The organism is Streptomyces sp. NPDC002577 (genome assembly GCF_053594815.1).
The window spans coordinates 139,196-157,177 of sequence record NZ_JBSFWK010000011.1; the positions used below are offsets into that span (position 1 = coordinate 139,196).

General features: G+C 67.7%; 17 protein-coding genes and 2 tRNA genes. 6 read left to right on the plus strand and 13 right to left on the minus strand.

The annotated features are described in order from the left end of the window. The first annotated feature begins 127 nt into the window (after nucleotides 1–127). Nucleotides 128–1,150: a restriction endonuclease gene (locus ACWD4J_RS17755; RefSeq protein ID WP_451396304.1), complete on the plus strand. Its 1,023-nt coding sequence runs from the start codon at nucleotides 128–130 to the stop codon at nucleotides 1,148–1,150. Between the two features lie 96 nt (nucleotides 1,151–1,246). Here ACWD4J_RS17755 and ACWD4J_RS17760 read toward each other — a convergent pair whose 3' ends face one another. The 5 genes from ACWD4J_RS17760 to ACWD4J_RS17780 all read right to left on the minus strand — a co-directional run bounded on the left by ACWD4J_RS17760 (nucleotide 1,247) and on the right by ACWD4J_RS17780 (nucleotide 5,948). Next, nucleotides 1,247–1,990, minus strand: a complete 744-nt coding sequence (locus ACWD4J_RS17760) for a class E sortase (protein WP_451396305.1) — start codon at nucleotides 1,988–1,990, stop codon at nucleotides 1,247–1,249. Between the two features lie 127 nt (nucleotides 1,991–2,117). Beyond that, nucleotides 2,118–3,560 carry a class E sortase gene (locus ACWD4J_RS17765; RefSeq protein ID WP_451396306.1) on the minus strand — a complete coding sequence of 481 codons (1,443 nt, stop codon included), beginning with the start codon at nucleotides 3,558–3,560 and terminating at the stop codon, nucleotides 2,118–2,120. Then, nucleotides 3,557–4,195, minus strand: coding sequence for an aminodeoxychorismate/anthranilate synthase component II (locus ACWD4J_RS17770; RefSeq protein ID WP_451396307.1), 639 nt, complete (start codon nucleotides 4,193–4,195; stop codon nucleotides 3,557–3,559). Before ACWD4J_RS17770 ends, ACWD4J_RS17765 begins: the two co-directional genes overlap by 4 nt. 211 nt (nucleotides 4,196–4,406) lie before the next feature. Further along, nucleotides 4,407–5,147 (minus strand): class E sortase, encoded by a 741-nt coding sequence (locus tag ACWD4J_RS17775; protein ID WP_451396372.1) that lies wholly within the window; start codon nucleotides 5,145–5,147, stop codon nucleotides 4,407–4,409. Between the two features lie 24 nt (nucleotides 5,148–5,171). Next, nucleotides 5,172–5,948, minus strand: a complete 777-nt coding sequence (locus ACWD4J_RS17780) for a DUF881 domain-containing protein (protein ID WP_451396308.1) — start codon at nucleotides 5,946–5,948, stop codon at nucleotides 5,172–5,174. Nucleotides 5,949–6,089: 141 nt separating this feature from the next. Here ACWD4J_RS17780 and crgA point away from each other — a divergent pair, with 141 nt between their 5' ends. After that, nucleotides 6,090–6,344, plus strand: coding sequence for a cell division protein CrgA (gene crgA / locus ACWD4J_RS17785; protein ID WP_451396309.1), 255 nt, complete (start codon nucleotides 6,090–6,092; stop codon nucleotides 6,342–6,344). A gap of 254 nt (nucleotides 6,345–6,598) precedes the next feature. Here crgA and ACWD4J_RS17790 read toward each other — a convergent pair whose 3' ends face one another. Then, nucleotides 6,599–7,495 carry a rhomboid family intramembrane serine protease gene (locus ACWD4J_RS17790; RefSeq protein WP_451396310.1) on the minus strand — a complete coding sequence of 299 codons (897 nt, stop codon included), beginning with the start codon at nucleotides 7,493–7,495 and terminating at the stop codon, nucleotides 6,599–6,601. Nucleotides 7,496–7,607: 112 nt separating this feature from the next. Next, nucleotides 7,608–8,141, minus strand: a complete 534-nt coding sequence (locus ACWD4J_RS17795; protein ID WP_451396311.1) for a peptidylprolyl isomerase — start codon at nucleotides 8,139–8,141, stop codon at nucleotides 7,608–7,610. 353 nt (nucleotides 8,142–8,494) lie between these two features. On the opposite strand from ACWD4J_RS17795, the gene ACWD4J_RS17800 reads away from it, so the two are divergent. Beyond that, nucleotides 8,495–9,199 (plus strand): DUF5324 family protein, encoded by a 705-nt coding sequence (locus ACWD4J_RS17800; RefSeq protein WP_451396373.1) that lies wholly within the window; start codon nucleotides 8,495–8,497, stop codon nucleotides 9,197–9,199. Between the two features lie 355 nt (nucleotides 9,200–9,554). On the opposite strand, the gene ACWD4J_RS17805 is transcribed toward ACWD4J_RS17800, so the two are convergent. After that, a tRNA-Ala gene (locus tag ACWD4J_RS17805) sits at nucleotides 9,555–9,627 on the minus strand. A 183-nt stretch (nucleotides 9,628–9,810) separates the two neighbouring features. Between ACWD4J_RS17805 and ACWD4J_RS17810 the strand changes: the two genes are divergently transcribed. Further along, a complete protein-coding gene (locus ACWD4J_RS17810) occupies nucleotides 9,811–10,362 on the plus strand; it encodes a helix-turn-helix domain-containing protein (protein WP_451396312.1) in 552 nt (183 codons plus the stop codon). A gap of 49 nt (nucleotides 10,363–10,411) precedes the next feature. After that, nucleotides 10,412–11,836, plus strand: a complete 1,425-nt coding sequence (locus ACWD4J_RS17815) for a protein kinase domain-containing protein (RefSeq protein ID WP_451396313.1) — start codon at nucleotides 10,412–10,414, stop codon at nucleotides 11,834–11,836. Nucleotides 11,837–11,859: 23 nt separating this feature from the next. Here ACWD4J_RS17815 and ACWD4J_RS17820 read toward each other — a convergent pair whose 3' ends face one another. Both ACWD4J_RS17820 and ACWD4J_RS17825 read right to left on the minus strand, forming a co-directional pair. Beyond that, nucleotides 11,860–13,200: a hypothetical protein gene (locus tag ACWD4J_RS17820; protein ID WP_451396374.1), complete on the minus strand. Its 1,341-nt coding sequence runs from the start codon at nucleotides 13,198–13,200 to the stop codon at nucleotides 11,860–11,862. A 142-nt stretch (nucleotides 13,201–13,342) separates the two neighbouring features. Next, nucleotides 13,343–13,471, minus strand: coding sequence for a DLW-39 family protein (locus tag ACWD4J_RS17825; RefSeq protein WP_003999697.1), 129 nt, complete (start codon nucleotides 13,469–13,471; stop codon nucleotides 13,343–13,345). 314 nt (nucleotides 13,472–13,785) lie between these two features. Here ACWD4J_RS17825 and ACWD4J_RS17830 point away from each other — a divergent pair, with 314 nt between their 5' ends. Next, entirely contained in the window at nucleotides 13,786–14,127 is a 342-nt protein-coding gene (locus ACWD4J_RS17830) for a DUF6344 domain-containing protein (RefSeq protein WP_451396314.1), read from the plus strand. Nucleotides 14,128–14,451: 324 nt separating this feature from the next. On the opposite strand, the gene ACWD4J_RS17835 is transcribed toward ACWD4J_RS17830, so the two are convergent. The 3 genes from ACWD4J_RS17835 to gyrA form a co-directional block, all read right to left on the minus strand. Then, a tRNA-Ile gene (locus ACWD4J_RS17835) sits at nucleotides 14,452–14,528 on the minus strand. Between the two features lie 72 nt (nucleotides 14,529–14,600). Beyond that, on the minus strand, nucleotides 14,601–15,347 hold the full coding sequence (locus ACWD4J_RS17840) for a DUF3566 domain-containing protein (RefSeq protein WP_451396315.1): 747 nt from the start codon (nucleotides 15,345–15,347) through the stop codon (nucleotides 14,601–14,603). Between the two features lie 18 nt (nucleotides 15,348–15,365). Next, entirely contained in the window at nucleotides 15,366–17,957 is a 2,592-nt protein-coding gene (gene gyrA, locus ACWD4J_RS17845) for a DNA gyrase subunit A (RefSeq protein ID WP_451396316.1), read from the minus strand. Nucleotides 17,958–17,982: the final 25 nt, after the last annotated feature.

Genomic DNA, 17,982 nt, shown 5'->3' on the forward strand with positions numbered 1-17,982 from the left:
CCTATGCGAAGTTCGACCACATCTTCATACACCCAGACTCGTTGAACGGGTGGGGTGGGGAAGCGGTCTCTGCCCTGACCGCATGGCCACATGGCCACATGGCCACAACACAGTGGAAGGGCAGGACGTGATCAACGGCACGGCTCTGCTGGAATCGAAGTCCCTGCGCAGCAGCGTGCTGGACCGCACGGACGTGCTCGACAGAGTGAAGGCACTGTCGCTGCTGCCGGACGGCATGCACGTGACGACGGCGATGGTCGCGGCTTACTTCGGCGTCACCGTCGAGGCCATCCGCGCCCTCGTACTCGACCACCGAGCAGAACTGGAGGCGAACGGCTATCGAGTTTTGACAGGTTCAGAACTGAGTTACTTCAAGCAACTCAGTGGGATCCAGTCACGCACACGTTCCATGGCTCTCTTCTCCCGACGAGCCGTCCTCAACGTCGCCATGCTTCTCCGAGACAGCGAAGTCGCACGTCAGGTGCGTACCTACCTGCTAGACATGGAGTACCTGGCCCGCACGCAGCCTGTGGATAACTCCGTCCACAGCCACTCCGATGCCCTCGACGACCGCATCGACCAACGCATCACCCACATCCTCGGCAAGACCGTCGTCCCCATGTTCAACGCCCTGATCGCCACCTCCAGCGAGCACCGCCGCGAACTCATCGCGCTCCGCGAGGACATCGAGAACGTCGAACGCAGGTTGTGCTGGCACCACCGACGGATCAGGAGCCTGGAAGGAGAAGCACCGACGGACCAGGTCAGAGCCTCCATCAATGCCATGACCTGGCAGGCGTTCGAGCGCCATGTCGCCGATCTGCTGCGCCGGGACGGTTGTACGGACGTCGTCGTACGACAAGCCCGCACCGACCGGGGTATCGACATCACCGCGCGCACAGCTGACGGACGCACCGTCGCCGTCCAGTGCAAGAACCGCACCGGCCACTGGTCCGTGCCGAGCGCCGACATGCAGAAGTTCGCCGGTGCAGCACGAGCCGTTGACCGCGTAGATGTCGCTCTGTTCGTCGCCACTTGCCAATTCAGCAGGGAAGCGCAAGCGATCGCAGATCTGAGCGGGGTCATCACAGTGAATCGTGACGAACTGGAGGCGTGGAGCGCCGAAGTGCGTCTCAAAGCGCTGCGATAGGCGCCACACACGCAAGGCCCGAAGCCGCAAAGGGTAGTTGCGGCTTCGGGCCTTCTCCATGCTAGGGGACTGAGCTCCTCGCAGGAGCTCAGTGGTTCAGCGCAGCTCAGCCGGCAGCGTCCGCTTGCTGTCGACCTTCTCGACGCGGACCAGCTTGCCCCACACGATGTAGCGGTATGTGGACGTGTACACGGGCGTGCACGTCGTCAGCGTGATGTAGTGGCCGGGCTTCTTCACGCCCGACTCCTTGGGGATCTGGCTCAGGACCTTCACGTTGAACTTCGAGGTCTCGGGGAGGATCGCGTACGCCTTGTACACGTACCACTTGTCCCTGGTCTCGAAGACGATCGCGTCGCCCTTCTTGATCTTGTCGATGTTGTGGAACTTGGCGCCGTGACCGTCGCGGTGCGCGGCCAGCGAGAAGTTGCCGTCGTCGCCGGTCTCCGGCAGCACCGCCTTCACGGGGTCCGTGTAGTAGCCGGCGACGCCGTCGTTCAGCACCTCCGTGGAGGTGCCCTTCTTGACGAGCACCTCGCCGTTCTTCATCGCCGGTACATGCAGGAAGCCGATGCCGTCCTTGGTGTCCAGGGCGCCAGGACCGGTGGCGGTCTGCTTCGACCAGGTGTCGCGCACCTTGTCGCCCTGCTTGTCCGCCGCACGGTCCGCGACGACGTTCGTCCACCACAGCGAGTAGACGACGAAGAGGCCGAGGACGAGGCCCGTGGTGATGAGGAGCTCGCCGAAGACGCTGACCGCTGTGGCGATGCGGCCCAGGCGCCGGCGTCGTGGTGCGGGCGCGGGCGCCCCGGTGCGCTCGTCGCGGTCGGTCGTGGCTACCACTGATCTGCCCCGTCTGTCTCAGGTGCTGGTGAAGGCAACTCGTGTGTGTGCTGCAGCGCATGCCTCGCCCGCACATCGCCGGGCTGCGCATGCCTCGCTGGTGGTACGTCGGCGACGGCCCCCTCGGCTACTCGACGAGCGCATCCGGCTTCCCCTTGCTGCGCGGCCGCACCTCGACCATCTTGCCCCAGACGATCATCCGGTAGGTACTGGTGAATTCGGGGGTGCAGGTGGTGAGGGTGATGTAGCGGCCCGGCTTGGTGAAGCCGGACCCCCTGGGGATCGGGTCGAGGACACTCGTGTTCTTCGGCGAGGTCACCGGGAGGATGCTCGTCATCTTGTAGACGTAGTAGGCGTCCTGGGTCTCGACGACGATCGGGTCCCCGGGCTTCAGGCGGTTGATGTAGCGGAACGGCTCGCCGTGGGTGTTGCGGTGCCCTGCGAGGCCGAAGTTGCCCGTCTTGGCGTCCGGCATCGCCGTCGGAACACTGTCCTTGCCGTAGTGGCCCACCATGCCGTGGTCGAGGACCTTCTGCTTGTCGATGCCCTCGGCGATCGGCACGACGACGTCCAGCTTGGGAATGTCCAGGATGGCAAAGCCCTTGCCCGGCTCGAACACCCCGGGGTTCCGCTTCCCCTTCGCCCAGTCGTCCTGCAGGGTGTGCGCCGCCTGGTCGGTCTGCTGATGGGCGCGGATGTTCGTCCACCACAGCTGGTACGTGACGAAGAGCAGCATCAGCACGCCGGTGGTGATGAACAGCTCGCCGATCGCGCGGCTGGCCAGCACGGCGGGGCTGGGCTTCCGGGCGCGCTCGGCGCGGCGCGCCTCGAGGCGGGTGAGGGGCTTGGAGGCCGCCTCTGCCGCCTCTTCCGGGGACTCCTCCTGGGAGGTGGTCCTGGAGGCCGCCGAATGCCGGCCGCCGCCCTGTCTGGCGGCGCGGCGGCGGGCTGCCCGGCCCTCTGTCGGAGGCACGGCGGATGCAGGTCCCGACGCGGAGCCGCTTACCGCCGAGGACACGGCCCGGCGCGTGTCCTCGGTCCGCAGCCCCACCGTCTCGTCGTCGAGGACCGGACGCGGGTGCGGGATGCGCAGGCCCACGGTCTCGGGGTCGGCACCCACGGGGACACCGCCGTCCGCCGGTAAGGCCGGTCCGGCGCCGGAATGCTCCTGCCGCTGCCCATACGGCTCGGCGACGTGCGGCTCGTGCCCGTACGCGGCCGCCTGTCCCTCGTACGGAAGCTGCCCCTCGTACGAGGACTGCCCCTCGTGCGAGGGCGGAGAGGGCGGCGCCTGCGGCCTGAACCAGGCGCTCGTGTGCTCCAGGGGGTTCAAGGGCTCCGAGGGCTCCAGCGGACCGTCTCCAGGGCCGTACCACCCCTGCGACTCGCCACGACGGGCATGCTGCCCCGGCAGCGGGTCGCTCAGCGGGTCGGCCAGCTGATCCACAGCCGCCTCGAACGCGTCCCCCTGGAAGGCGTCAGCGCCGCCGAACGCCTCGGCGCCCCCGTACGCGTACTCGTCATACTCGCCGTACGGGGCACCTTCGCGCTCGGGGCGCAGCGCGGTCACGCCGAAGCCCTGCCCACCACCGGGGCGAGCCCGGCCGATCTCTCGATCGCGCCCGGGTCGCCGCACTCCACCAGCCAGTTGGCGAGCATCCGGTGGCCGTGCTCCGTCAGCACGGACTCGGGGTGGAACTGCACGCCCTCCACCCGGTGTTCGCGATGGCGCAGGCCCATGATGATGCCGTCCTGCGTACGGGCCGTGACCTCCAACTCGTCCGGGACCGTGGCCGGCTCGGCGGCCAGCGAGTGGTAGCGCGTCGCGGTGAACGGCGAAGGCAGCCCGGCGAAGACCCCCTTGCCCTCGTGCTCGACGAGGGACGTCTTGCCGTGCAGCAACTCCGGAGCACGGTCCACGACCCCGCCGTACGCCACCGCCATCGACTGCAGGCCGAGGCAGACGCCGAAGACGGGCACATCGGTCGCGGCGCAGTGGCGCACCATGTCGATGCACACACCCGCCTGCTCGGGCGCCCCGGGACCGGGAGACAGCAGCACACCGTCGAAGCCGTCCTGCGCATGGGACGTGGCGACCTCGTCGTTACGCCGGACCTCGCACTCGGCGCCCAGCTGGTACAGGTACTGGACCAGGTTGAAGACGAAGCTGTCGTAGTTGTCGACGACGAGAATGCGTGCGCTCACTGGCCGTTCACCGTCACATCGTTGAAGGGAAGCAGAGGCTCGGCCCAGGGGAAGACGTACTGGAAGAGGACGTAGACCACAGCGAGGACCAGCACCAGCGAAATCAGTGCCCTCACCCATGCGTTTCCTGGCAGATGCCGCCAGATCCAGCCGTACATGCCGTCCCTTCCGTCGCACCACGGCACCAGACTCACGCCGTACGGGCACCAGCCTAACGGCGCAACGCCTTCGGTTTCCCGGCCTCCACAGGCTGAGTGGCGTCGAGATGGGCCCAGACGATCAATCGGTGGCTATGGCCCCACTCCGGCTCACACGTCGTCAGCGTGAGATAACGCCCCGGACCGTCGTATCCGGACTTCCGCGGCACGGGGTCGATCACGGCGATATCGCTGGGCACCGTCTTGTACGGCCTGGTGTCGATGCGGTACGTGAACCACGTCGTGCCGTCGGTCAGGACCACCGCGTCGCCGGGGCGCAGCTTCGGAAAGTCCTTGAAGGGATCGCCGTAGGTGCGGCGGTGGCCGGCGACGGCGAAGTTGCCCTTCTGACCGAGCTGCGCGGTGCCGGCGTAATGACCGAGGCCCTTTTTCAGGATGTCGGTCTCGGTGCCTTCGAGCACCGGCTTGTTCCACGTGAAACCAAGACGCGGAATGTACATCACGGCGAAGGGTTTGCCGTCCTTGTAGGGGGCGGGCTTCTTCGCCTCGGCGGGCGTGGGCTCATCACCGCTCTTTTCCGGGGTGACGCCGGTGCCCTTGCCCTCGCCGGCGCCTGTCGCCGTGGCGGAGGGGACAGAACCTTGAGCCCACTGGTTCTGCAACTGGTCGATCTGGTCTTCCATGGCACCGTCTGCCCGCACACCGGTCCAGAACAGCGTGTAGCAGACGAAGAGCACGATCAGTGCGCCGACGGTGATGCACAGTTCGCTGAACGTCCTGACCATCACTCGCAGCGACACCGCCGGCCTCCCGGGTGGTTACTCCACAGGCTTCGCGTAATGGAGATCCACTGTGCCCGAATAGCCGGGAAGAGTCACCGACCCGTCCTCCTCCACTTTCCACCCGAGCCCGTACGCGGTGACGTACAGCTTGTAGTTCTGGATCTCGGGGGAGGCCGCGAGGGCCGCCTGCAGCTTCTCCGGGTCGCCGACCGCGGTCACCTTGTACGGCGGGGAGTAGACGCGGCCCTGAAGGATCAGAGTGTTGCCGACGCAGCGCACGGCGCTGGTGGAGATCAACCGCTGGTCCATGACCTTGATGCCCTTGGCCCCGCCCTGCCACAACGCGTTGACCACGGCCTGCAGGTCCTGCTGGTGGATGACGAGGTCGTTGGGCTGGGGCTCCGGGTAGCCGGGGAGGGCGGTGGCGTTCGGCGGGGCGTCGTTGAGGGTGACGGAGACGGCCTGGCCACGGAGCTTCTTGGTACCGGCGTTCTCCTCCAGCGCCGCCAGCTTGGCATCCTCGGCCTTGGACCTGCCGTCGTCACGTTCGGCGAGCGACTCGACGTCATCCCGCAGCGCGCTGTTCGACTCGTCGAGCACACCGTTCCTGTCGCTGCGCTCCTGGATGAGATCGGAGAGCCTCAGCAACGAGGCGTCCGTACGGATATTGGTGCCCTTGGCCGTGTCGAAGCTGGTGAAGAAGATCAATCCGGCGAGAGCAAAGACGGCAATCGTGAGCAACCGCACAGGTCGCCAGCGTGATCCACGACCGGGACTGGATTGAGTCCCCGGGGAGTCGGCAGAATTGCTCAACGTACCCTTACTCCTTACGGCGCCATGGAAGCACTACGCTAACCGACGCCCTGGGGAGCGCTCAGATTCCCCTTGTACGCTGCCCCAGGGCCAGCCCAGTTCCCTGCGCGGCCACGCAGCGCATCGACAGGAGAGACCCTCGTGCCGAAGTCACGTATCCGCAAGAAGGCCGACTACACGCCGCCGCCGTCGAAGCAGGCGGCGAACATCAAGCTGACCAGCCGCGGCTGGGTGGCTCCGGTGATGCTGGCGCTGTTCCTGATCGGCCTCGCCTGGATCGTCGTCTTCTATGTGACCGACGGCTCGCTGCCGATCGACGCGCTCGGCAACTGGAACATCGTCGTGGGCTTCGGCTTCATCGCCGCGGGGTTCGGCGTCTCCACTCAGTGGAAGTAGCTCTGCTCGCAGGCTCTGCCCCCAGTTATCCACTGAGTTATCCACAGCTCTGTGCACAGTGGCGGGGACGTGGGGAAAAGGTCAGAAGATCTGTGGATAACCCACCGGTTTTGCTGCCGGTGTGACTGACCTACCACTGCTCGGATCCTTGTTCGCCCCTTGTCCTTCCTGCGAAAACCCAGGTCAGTGACAAGGGGCACACTCGTTCCCCACGGCATGCACAGGATCAGCCACACGCTGTGGACAACTAGGGCTCAAGTGAGCTGCGCCGTCCTCATCAGCACCATCACGAGTGAGATGGCGAGCACGACCGCACAGGTCGCGCTCTGGATCAGCGTCCGGCGCTCCCGCGGCGCGTGCACCATGGCGTAGCCCACGACGACCCCGCCGACGAGTCCGCCCACGTGGGCCTCCCACGCGATGTTGGCCCAGGTGAAGGTGAAGACCAGGTTGATCACCAGCAGTGTGATGACCGGCCGCATGTCGTAGTTCAGCCGCCGCATCAGAACGGCGGTCGCGCCGAACAGGCCGAAGATGGCTCCGGAGGCGCCGAGCGACGGCTGGTTCGGGGCGGCGAGGAGATAGGTCAGGGCGCTGCCCGCCAGCCCCGAGACCACATACAGAGTGATGTAGCGGGCGCGGCCGAGCGCGGCCTCCAGCGGCCCGCCGATCCACCAGAGGCTGAGCATGTTGAAGGCGATGTGGACGACGCCACCGTGCAGGAACATCGCTGTCACCAGCCGGTACCACTGTCCGTCCGCGACGCCTTCGAGCGATCCGAGTGCGGGGACGTAGGCGCGCCCGATCAGATCGAGGCTGTCCGTGAACCGGTCACCGATCGCGAGCTGTACGACGAAGACGGCGAGGTTGATCCCGATGAGGATCTTGGTGATCAGGCGTGGGTCGGCCGTCATCGTGCCGCCGGCGATGGTGCGCGGCTGATTCGCGATCGGGGCGTGACCCGTGCCGGAGCCTTCTCGTACGCAGTCGGGGCACTGGAATCCGACCGAGGCGTTGAGCATGCACTCGGGGCAGATGGGGCGCTCGCAGCGGGTGCAGCGAATGCCCGTCTCCCGGTCCGGATGCCGGTAGCAGCCGGGCAGGTTCTGGGCGTCCTGCGGGCCCTTCGGGTTGCCTGGCGCCTGGTCCATGGGGGATCCCCTCATTCTCCGTACACAACGCACCGCCCCGCCCATCCTTACGGACGGGCGGGGCGTTTGGTTCCCTGCGGTCCCTTGCGGGCGCCCGCGGAGTGCCCCGGGCTCAGCCCTGGCGGGTCTCCACAACGACCGACTCGATGACCACGTCGTTGACGGGCCGGTCGGTACGCGGGTTCGTCTGCGTGCCGGCGATGGCGTCCACGACCTTCTGGCTGGCCGTGTCGGTGACCTCGCCGAAGATGGTGTGCTTGCGGGTCAGCCAGGCGGTCGGCGAAACGGTGATGAAGAACTGCGAGCCGTTGGTGCCCGGACCGGCGTTGGCCATGGCCAGCAGGTAGGGCTTGTCGAAGGCGAGGTCCGGGTGGAACTCGTCCTCGAACTGGTAGCCAGGACCGCCGGTGCCGTTGCCCAGCGGGTCACCGCCCTGGATCATGAAGCCGCTGATCACCCGGTGGAAGACCGTACCGTCGTAGAGCTTGTCGGTGGACTTCTTGCCGGTCTGCGGGTGGACCCACTCCCGCTCGCCCTGGGCGAGCTCGACGAAGTTCTTGACCGTCTTCGGCGCGTGGTTCGGCAGCAGCCGCACCTCGATGTCGCCGTGGTTGGTCTTCAGGGTGGCGTAAAGCTGCTCAGCCACGATCTGCCTTCCGTTGTCCTTTGTGACCCTCCGATCCTCGCACGGATGGTCTCTGCCGTCTTCGTACGGATGGCCCGTGCGTCGCGGGGGCCTGGCAGTCTGCCGGACCGCACCTCTTTACCGGCGAAAAACCGCTGTACGGGAGCCGAAGGGGGCGCGTTGTGCCGGCATCCGTGGCATTGTCGTCGACAGGCCCCCTTGTATCCGTATTGCTCGTAGTTTCCCTGAGTCATCGCTGATGAGGCTGATGACCCGGATGCCCGCCCTCGCATGCCGCGGAGCTTTCCGGCAGGCATGATCCCGATAAGGGTGGAAAGGTGAAATACCTGTACGCCACCGAGGAGGAGGATCCCGTGACCCGCATCGAGAGCGTGCGCGCCGCGACCGGCTCGGCGAAGGACAGCGTGCTGCACGCCGCGGAAGTGGTGGCGCCCTACGCCGACACGGCCAAGGACCGGGCCGCGCACTACGCACACGAGGCTCGTGTACGCCTCGCACCGAAGGTGTCGCACGCCGCACAGCAAGCGGCGGAACAGGCCCGAGTCCAGTACGGCGCTTATGTTGCGCCGCGTCTGGAGCAGGCACGCACCCATGTGCCACCCAAGGTCGATCAGGCGGCTCATGAAGCAGCCGTCCTGACCCGCAGGGCAGCCCGCCAGGCCGCCGACTATTCGAAGCCGCGTATCGAGCAGGCCGTCGCCGCTGCTGGACCGGTCCGTGAGGAGGCGACCGCTCGCAGTGTGGCAGCGTTCGCCGCGCTGCGCGGTCAGGTTTCTCCGAAGGAGATCCAGAAGCTGGTCCGCAAGCATGAGCGCCGGGCGAAGGCCGGACGGTTCGCCAAGGGTCTCGCCGTGCTCGCCGCCCTTGCCAGCGGCGCCTTCGCCGCCTGGAAGTGGTGGGACAAGCAGGCCAACCCCGACTGGCTGGTCGAGCCGCCGGCTGCCACCGAGGTGTCTGAGAGCGGTGCGCTGAGCTCGGTCGACGGCAGCCAGCTGGATCCCGACGTTCAGGCGAAGCAGGCCGAGGCAGAGGCGGCCGAGCGCAAGAAGCGCGACTGAGCGCTGTCGACACTGGCGGGCGGGAGATCGAGCGGTCTCCCGCCCAACGGCGTTTCACGTGAAACGCCACGCGGTTGGACCTGTGCCGTCCCTCACATAGGGGCGCCTCGCATAGCGGCAGACGAGGGCGCATGAGGCCCGCCCTGCCGGCACATGGGCCGTCCTGTCGGCGCTTTGCCTGCGGTTTGCGCAAAGGACGGTCCTTGATTCCGCACAAAAGCCGCAGCAGAGGGCGCGGAAAAAGACCCGGCAGAAGATGCGGACGTCGTCGGCAGGCGCCGACGGGGAAGGACCGTGCAGAACGCAGAAGGCGACGCCGCCCGCGCTGTCCGCGGGCGGCGTCGCCTGTTCCGTGTGGAGCCTAGGGGAGTCGAACCCCTGACATCTGCCATGCAAAGACAGCGCTCTACCAACTGAGCTAAGGCCCCGAAAACGATGCACGCGCCGGATGAAACCGCCTCCGGCAGGCACCGGGGACCAGAGTACCGGGTTACCCCGGGGATCTCGCAAAAGGATTGGGGCTCCCGGTCCACGATCCCGCTTCGTAAGATGCTCGACGTGGTTCGCGGCAGCGAACCGCGCGGTACTTGGGGAAGCGATGGGGAGACGCAATGGACGCCGCACAGCAGGAAGCGACCGCAAGAGCACGGGAGCTGCAGCGGAACTGGTACGGGGAGCCGTTGGGGGCGCTCTTCCGTAAGCTGATCGACGACTTGGGCCTCAACCAGGCGCGGCTCGCGGGGGTGCTCGGTCTTTCCGCGCCCATGCTGTCCCAGCTGATGAGCGGCCAGCGCGCCAAGATCGGCAATCCGGCGGTGGTCCAGCGCGTGCAGCTGCTCCAGGAGCTGGCCGGTCAGGTCGCGGACGGCAGCGTGAGCGCCGCCGAGGCAGCCGAGCGCATGGACGAGATCAGGAAGAACCAGGGCGGTTCCGTGCTGAGCGCCAACAGCTCGCAGACGACGACCAGTTCGGGCGCGCCGACCGTCAAGCGTGTCGTCCGGGAGATCCAGTCCCTGCTGCGCTCGGTCGCCGCCGCCGGCGACATCATCGAGGCGGCGGACACACTCGCCCCGGCCCATCCGGAGCTGGCAGAGTTCCTGCGGGTGTACGGCGCCGGCCGCACGGCGGACGCCGTCGCCCACTACCAGTCGCATCAGAGCTGAGCCGGCGGCCGGGCCGCCGGAACCGCCGAACCGGGAGCTGGGCACGACGATGGGTGAGATCTTCGCCGGGCGGTACGAGCTGGCCGACCCGATCGGCCGCGGGGGAGTCGGGGCGGTCTGGCGCGCCTGGGACCATCGGCGGCGCCGCTATGTGGCCGCCAAGGTCCTGCAGCAGAGCGACGCACACACGCTGCTGCGCTTCGTACGCGAGCAGGCTCTGCGGATCGACCACCCCCACGTGCTCGCTCCCGTCAGCTGGGCCGCCGACGACGACAAGGTCCTGTTCACCATGGACCTGGTCGGCGGCGGCTCGCTGGCGCATCTGATCGGCGACTACGGCCCCCTGCCGCCGGGGTATGTCTGCACTCTGCTCGACCAGTTGCTGTCGGGGCTCGCCGCGGTGCACGCCGAGGGGGTCGTGCACCGCGACATCAAGCCCGCCAACATCCTGCTCGAGGCGACCGGGACGAAGCGGCCGCATCTGCGGTTGTCGGACTTCGGTATCTCGATGCGCAAGGGTGAGCCGCGGCTCACCGAGACGGACTTCGTGGTGGGGACGCCGGGCTACTTCGCGCCCGAGCAGATCATGGGCGCGGAACCCGACTTCTCCGCCGATCTGTATGCCGTCGGCCTGGTGGCCCTGTATCTGCTGCAGGGCGCCAAGCCGGACGCGAAGGCGCTCGTCGAGCGCTTCACGGCGCACGGCACGCCACGCGCGCCACAGGGCATCCCTGATCCCCTCTGGCAGGTCGTCGCGACTCTGCTGCAGCCGGATCCGCAGGCCCGGTTCCGTACGGCGACGGGGGCGCGCAAGGCGCTGGCCTCCGCCGCCGAGATGCTGCCCGAGCCCGGACCGGACGACGAGCTGGTCGAGGTCTTCGACCAACTCGGGCCGCTGCCGCCGGGATTCGGCCCCGACGGTCCTGTCACGAGGTCGCCTCGCCAGGGGCCGCCCGAGGCGCTCGCCCCCACCGAGGCTCCGGCCGCCGCCTACCCTTCGATGCCGCAGCATCCTTCGATGCCCCCGCAGCATCCTTCGACGCCAGGCCGCCCCTCGATGTCGGAGACGGGCAGCTTCCACCTCACTCCACCACCGCAGACGAGTCCGGCCGCACCGTCGAGCCCCTTGCCGGGCCCTTCAGCACAGCCGCCGGCTGCCGTCGATCCCTCGCAGGCTCCGACGGCCGCGGTCCATCCGGACACGGCGCCCACACGTCCGTACACGGCACAGGTGCCGGAGGCCCTTGCTCACGGATATCAGCCTCCACAACCGCTCCAGCCGGGCCCTGCGGATCTCCATGTCCCAGAGCCCGCCCCCGGAACGGCCCCAGCGATCGCTCCGGGCAGGCTGCCGTACGCGCCGCCCCAGCCCCCTGCCCGGCGCCCGGGCCCGCCCGCGAAGGTGACGATCCCCGTGCTGGCGGTCGCCCTGCTCTGCTTCGCCGTGGGCATCTGGGCGCTGACCCGGATCTGACCCAGATTTGACCCAGATCTGGGTCAGATCCGGCTCACGTCCGACGAATCGGATCCCACCGGGGCCGCCCGCCGTCGCGCGACCACCGTCCAGGCGCCGAGGAACAGCACCAGCGCGGCCCCCGTGCCGAGACTGCAGGCGGCGACCAGCTTCATGGTGTCGGAGCGTGCGGCATCGGCCTCCGTCTCCCCGCTCGCCGCCGCGTCCTGGTCCCGGTCCGTGACGCCGAAGGCGTCGGCGGGCTCAGGGGACCCGGCGTACTCGGGTCCGGCCTGCGCCGCTCCCCGTACCGTCACACGCAGCGTCACCCCGAAGTGCCCCTTGCCGAAATCCTTCGCGATCGCAGGGTTGAGGTGGACCACGAGGTAGTACCAGCCGGCGAACCGCATCCCGCTCGCCCTGTCGTCGCTGTCATAGCGGTTCTTGTAGGCGACCGGCGGCAGCGGGTCCAGGGCTTCCGATTTCTGCTCGCCGTCGTATCCGGTGCTGGTGTCGACGACGAAGCCGCGCACCGGGTTGTACAGGGCCGTCACCAGGGCGTTGCCCGTATATCCGTTGCCTGCGGGCGCGTTGCCCAGCTCGGCGGTGACGAAGAGCTGCTGCCCCCAGTCCACGGGCACACGGTAGAAGAGCGTCTCCCCCGCCTCCATGTCGTCCAGCCACACGCCCTGCGTCAGTCCACGCGCCTCACTGAACCCGGCTCCCCCCTTGCGCCTCTTCGCATCGCCGTCGAGCGGCCGGGGCGACGCGGAGTCCCAGACCTCCGGCGGCACCGTCGAACCGCCCTGCTGCAGAGCGGGCTCGGACACGTACTGCAGCTCCAGGTCCCAGTCCTGCGGGCTCGACTGGCCGGTGCGCTCGACGACCACGTAGTACGTGCCGGACTCCTGGCAGTACGACTCGGTGGGCCCGATGGTCCGCGAGGCCAGGGCGGCGATGGGCCGCGGGCTCTCGGCCGCACCGAAGTGCTCCTCGCTGTACGAGCACGTGTGGCCGTTGCCGTCCTGCACGGTGACCTTGATGCCGTCCGCGTACATGACCTGCTCCGTCGGATCCGGTACGACGGTGACGGAGACGTAGGCGTTGGACGTGGCGTCGAGTCGGAGGCGGTAGTACACCTTGCCGTCGTCGCGCGGGAGGGAACTCCGGTACGTCGCGCCGGGGTTCAGCCTCTCGGCGTCCGTGTTGCTCGTGGCGCCCGCGACGTTCGTCGCATCGTCATCGAAGGCATACGTGCGCGGAGTGCCGGTAGCCGCAGAGGCGGACGGCACGGGGAGTACGGCCGATACGCAGAGCGAGCCCAGGACACCCAGCGCAGCTCCCGCAGCGGACCACGATCTGCGGTGGTACCGGCTCACCATCATCACGCGCCACCCCTCGTCACTTCATCGCAATTTGCAGCAGCAAGCAAAAGATTCACTTAAGTGAAGCGGATCGGCCGAACCTGGCAGCACAAAGCCCCGGTCACCATGCGACCGGGGCCCGTGAAGAGACTGCCAGGGATACTCACGAACCCGTGGGCACGGAGTCAGTCGCCTCCGTCCACAGATCCTGCTCGGCGCGATCCGCCTGGATCTGGCGGTACACGAGGAGTCCGCCGATGGCGGCCAGTGCGACCAGGAGAAGCTTCTTCACCGCGCGACCTCGTCTTTCCTTGACGTAGGGGACCTCTGGCGCCCGACTATACACACCGACCGATATCGATCGGTGACCTGCGTCGGCCCTCAACTGCCGCCCGGAATCCAGCAGTCGACCGGACGCCGGTGCCGCCGGTCACCCCTTACATTCTGGGACTTTCATCCCTATCGGGACTTTTCATTCTATCTGCGCCCATCCGGGTGGTGTTCATCGGAAGATCGATGCGCCATGGGCGTCGGTCCACCACTCTCCGCCCGTCATACACATCATGAGGAAAGTACGCAAATCGCCCGAGCCATTTGGGAGAGATCATGGCCGCCAACAAGGTCATCAAGCTGTGGACCGTCCTCCTTTCCGCCGTCCTCGCGGTGCTCGCCGCACTCGGTTTCACCACGCCGGCCACCGCGGCCCCCGCCGTACAGCAGCCGTCGGAATCCTGCAACGGCACGGCGGACGCGACGGTACCGGCGCCCCGCGCGGCCCACTGGAGGCCGCCCTACGCCAGGTCCCTGCCGCCCACGATGAAGCAGCGCATCCACGCCGAGGCCCACGGCTCCTCGCCCACCTGCCGCCGCCTGCCGCGCCTCGACGACGCCACGACAGCCGCAGCGGACGGAGCCAGAGCGGATGTGGCGGAAGTCCCCGCCCTGTGAAGCCCCACGCAGGCACGACCGGATCACAGGACACTTCGGCAGTACAGGCACCATCGCAGTACACGCACCACAGCGGTCCCGTAAGAACTGAAACGCTCTACCAGCAGAGCCCCGGCGTGATGCTCGATCTCCGCCGGTTCCCCGCCGTGCGCCCAAGCCTCGTAGAACGCGACGAAGCAGAACCCGTCCCGCGGTCCGAGGCGGAGGCAGAGGCAGAGACAAAGGCCCGAAGTAAAGGCCACACAGCAGACGACAAGAGGACGCGGACGACAGGACGACGAACGTCAAAGACCCCCAGTCGGGATCGACTGAGGGTCTTATCGGTGGTGGGGCTAACAGGACTTGAACCTGTGGCCTCTTCCTTATCAGGGAAGCGCTCTAACCGTCTGAGCTATAGCCCCGTCGCGCTGCGCGCTGACCTCTGAAGATTAGCGCACGACGCGGCCAGTCCCAAAATCGGTAATCGGGAGGCCTTACTCGTCCTCGGCGAGGGTCAGCTCGACACCGCCCACGAAGCCCGCGGAGAGGTTGTAGATGAAGGCGCCGAGCGTCGCCAGCGCCGTGGCGAGGACGACGTCGATCACCGCGATGATCGACGTGAACATCAGGACGTTCGGCAGCGACAGGAACGACTGCAGGTCGAAGCCGTTGGACTCGTTCGAGCCCGTCGCCTCGGCGATCGTGCCGCCCACCGTGGAGAAGACGCCCATGGCGTCCATGACCATCCACAGCATGGCTGCAGCAACGATTGTGCAGACCCCCAGCGCGATGGAGAGCATGAAGCTCACCTTCATCACCGACCACGGGTCGGCCTTGGCCACCCGCAACCGTGCCTTGCGCGTACGCGGCATCGTCCGCGCCCCCGTACGCGCCCTGCGGGCGGTCTCGGAGGCCGGCGCGGGCGCCTGGTACGCCTGCGGCGGATGGTACGGCTGAGCAGGCTGCTGGTTGGGCTGGTGGGACTGCTGGGCCTGCTGAGCTTGTCGGGGTCCCTGCTCCCCCGGCAGAGGGCCCGCCTGGCCGCCGGCCTGGGGCTGGCCTGCCGCCCCGTCCGGGCCGGGCGCGTACCCGTCGTACTGCTGAGTCCCCGGTCCTCGGGTATCCGTCACAGTTCCCCCCTGGGATCCATGAGAGTCATGAGAGTCTGCCGAGTCGGTGGCGGGGCCACGAACGCCGTCCGCTCCGGTTCCGTCGGTTCCGGCGCCCGTGGCTCCGCTCACGCTGGCTCACTCCTCGTGCTACTCGGCCGTGGACTCCGTGCCCTCGTCCGTGCCGACTGCGGTCGCGTCACCGTCCGATTCACCGACGGCATCCTCGCCGTCGACCTCCTCGGCCTCACGACCTGCCTCGGCGTTACGTGCGATGCCGACCACGGCATCGCGCTTGCCCAGGTTGATCAGTTGGACGCCCATGGTGTCACGGCCCGTCTCCCTGATCTCATTGACTCGCGTACGAATCACGCCGCCGCCCAGCGTGATGGCGAGGATCTCGTCGCCCTCCTCGACCACCAGCGCTCCGACGAGCGACCCGCGATCCTCCACGATCTTGGCGGCCTTGATACCGAGGCCACCGCGGCCCTGGACGCGGTACTCGTCGACGTCGGTCCGCTTCGCGTACCCGCCGTCGGTGGCAGTGAACACGAACGTACCGGGACGGACAACATTCATCGAGAGCAGTTCGTCGCCCCCGCGGAAGCTCATGCCCTTCACGCCCGACGTCGCGCGGCCCATCGGGCGCAGCGTCTCGTCCGTTGCGGTGAACCGGATCGACTGAGCCTTCTTGCTGATGAGCAGAAGATCGTCGTCGGCCGACACCAGTTCGGCGCCGATGAGCTCGTCGTCCGAACCGTCCTCGTGCTCACGCAGGTTGATGGCGATCACACCGCCCGAGCGCGGGGAGTCGTAGTCCTTGAGTGCGGTCTTCTTGACGAGACCGGCCTTGGTGGCGAGGACCAGGTAGGGCGCCGCCTCGTAGTCCCGGATGGCGAGGATCTGCGCGATCGTCTCGTCCGGCTGGAAGGCGAGCAGGTTCGCCACGTGCTGCCCGCGCGCGTCGCGTCCGGCGTCCGGCAGTTCGTACGCCTTGGCCCGGTAGACGCGGCCCTTGTTCGTGAAGAACAGCAGCCAGTGATGCGTCGTCGACACGAAGAAGTGGTCGACGATGTCGTCTTCCTTGAGCTTCGTGCCGCGGACGCCCTTGCCGCCGCGCTTCTGCGCGCGGTAGTCGTCGGTCTTGGTGCGCTTGACGTAGCCGCCGCGGCTGACCGTGACGACGATGTCCTCCTCGGCGATCAGGTCCTCGATGGACATGTCGCCGTCGAAGGGGATCAGCTTGGAGCGCCGGTCGTCGCCGTACTTCTCGACGATCGCGGTGAGTTCCTCGCTGACGATGCCGCGCTGGCGGACCGGCGACGCGAGGATCGCGTTGTACTCGTTGATCTTCGCCTGGAGTTCGTCGTGCTCCTGCAGGAGCTTCTGGCGCTCCAGGGCAGCCAGCCGGCGAAGCTGCATCTCGAGGATGGCGTTGGCCTGGATCTCGTCGATCTCCAGCAGGCCCATCAGGCCCTCGCGTGCGGTCTCGACGGTGTCGCTGGCCCGGATGAGGGCGATGACCTCGTCGATCGCGTCGAGCGCCTTGAGCAGACCGCGCAGGATGTGGGCGCGCTCCTCGGCCTTGCGCAGCCGGAACTTCGTACGGCGGACGATGACCTCGATCTGGTGCGTCACCCAGTGGCGGATGAACGCGTCCAGCGAGAGCGTCCGCGGCACGCCGTCGACGAGCGCCAGCATGTTGGCGCCGAAGTTCGTCTGCAGGTCGGTGTGCTTGTAGAGGTTGTTCAGGACGACCTTGGCGACCGCGTCGCGCTTCAGCACGATGACCAGGCGCTGGCCCGTGCGGGAGCTCGTCTCGTCGCGGACGTCGGCGATGCCGCCGATCTTGCCGTCCTTGACGAGGTCGGCGATCTTCTGCGCGAGGTTGTCCGGGTTGACCTGGTACGGGAGTTCGGTGACCACCAGGCACTGGCGGTTCTGGATCTCCTCGACCTCGACGACCGCGCGCATCGTGATGGAGCCGCGGCCCGTGCGGTAGGCCTCCTCGATGCCCTTGCGGCCGACCACGAGGGCGCCGGTCGGGAAGTCGGGGCCCTTGATCCGCTCGATGAGGGCGTCCAGGAGCTCCTCGTGCGAGGCCTCCGGGTTCTCCAGGTACCACTGGGCGCCGGCCGCGACCTCGCGCAGGTTGTGCGGCGGGATGTTGGTGGCCATGCCGACCGCGATACCGGCGGAGCCGTTGATCAGCAGGTTCGGGAAGCGGGACGGCAGGACGGTCGGCTCCTGGGAGCGGCCGTCGTAGTTGTCCGTGAAGTCGACGGTGTCCTCGTCGATGTCGCGGACCATCTCCATGGACAGCGGCGCCATCTTGCACTCGGTATAGCGCATGGCGGCGGCGGGGTCGTTGCCCGGGGAGCCGAAGTTGCCGTTGGAGTCCACCAGCGGCATGCGCATCGACCACGGCTGCGCGAGGCGGACCAGCGCGTCGTAGATCGAGGAGTCGCCGTGCGGGTGGTAGTTGCCCATGACGTCGCCGACGACGCGGGCGCACTTGTAGAAGCCGCGCTCGGGCCGGTATCCGCCGTCGTACATGGCGTACAGCACACGGCGGTGGACGGGCTTGAGGCCGTCCCGTACGTCGGGCAGCGCGCGCGACACGATGACGGACATCGCGTAGTCGAGATACGAGCGCTGCATCTCGGTCTCGAGTCCGACGGGCTCGACGCGGAGCGTCAGGCCCTCGTCCTCGGGGATGCTCGGAGTGTTCTCGTCGGCCATTGCTGGTGAAGATCCTTCCTGGTGC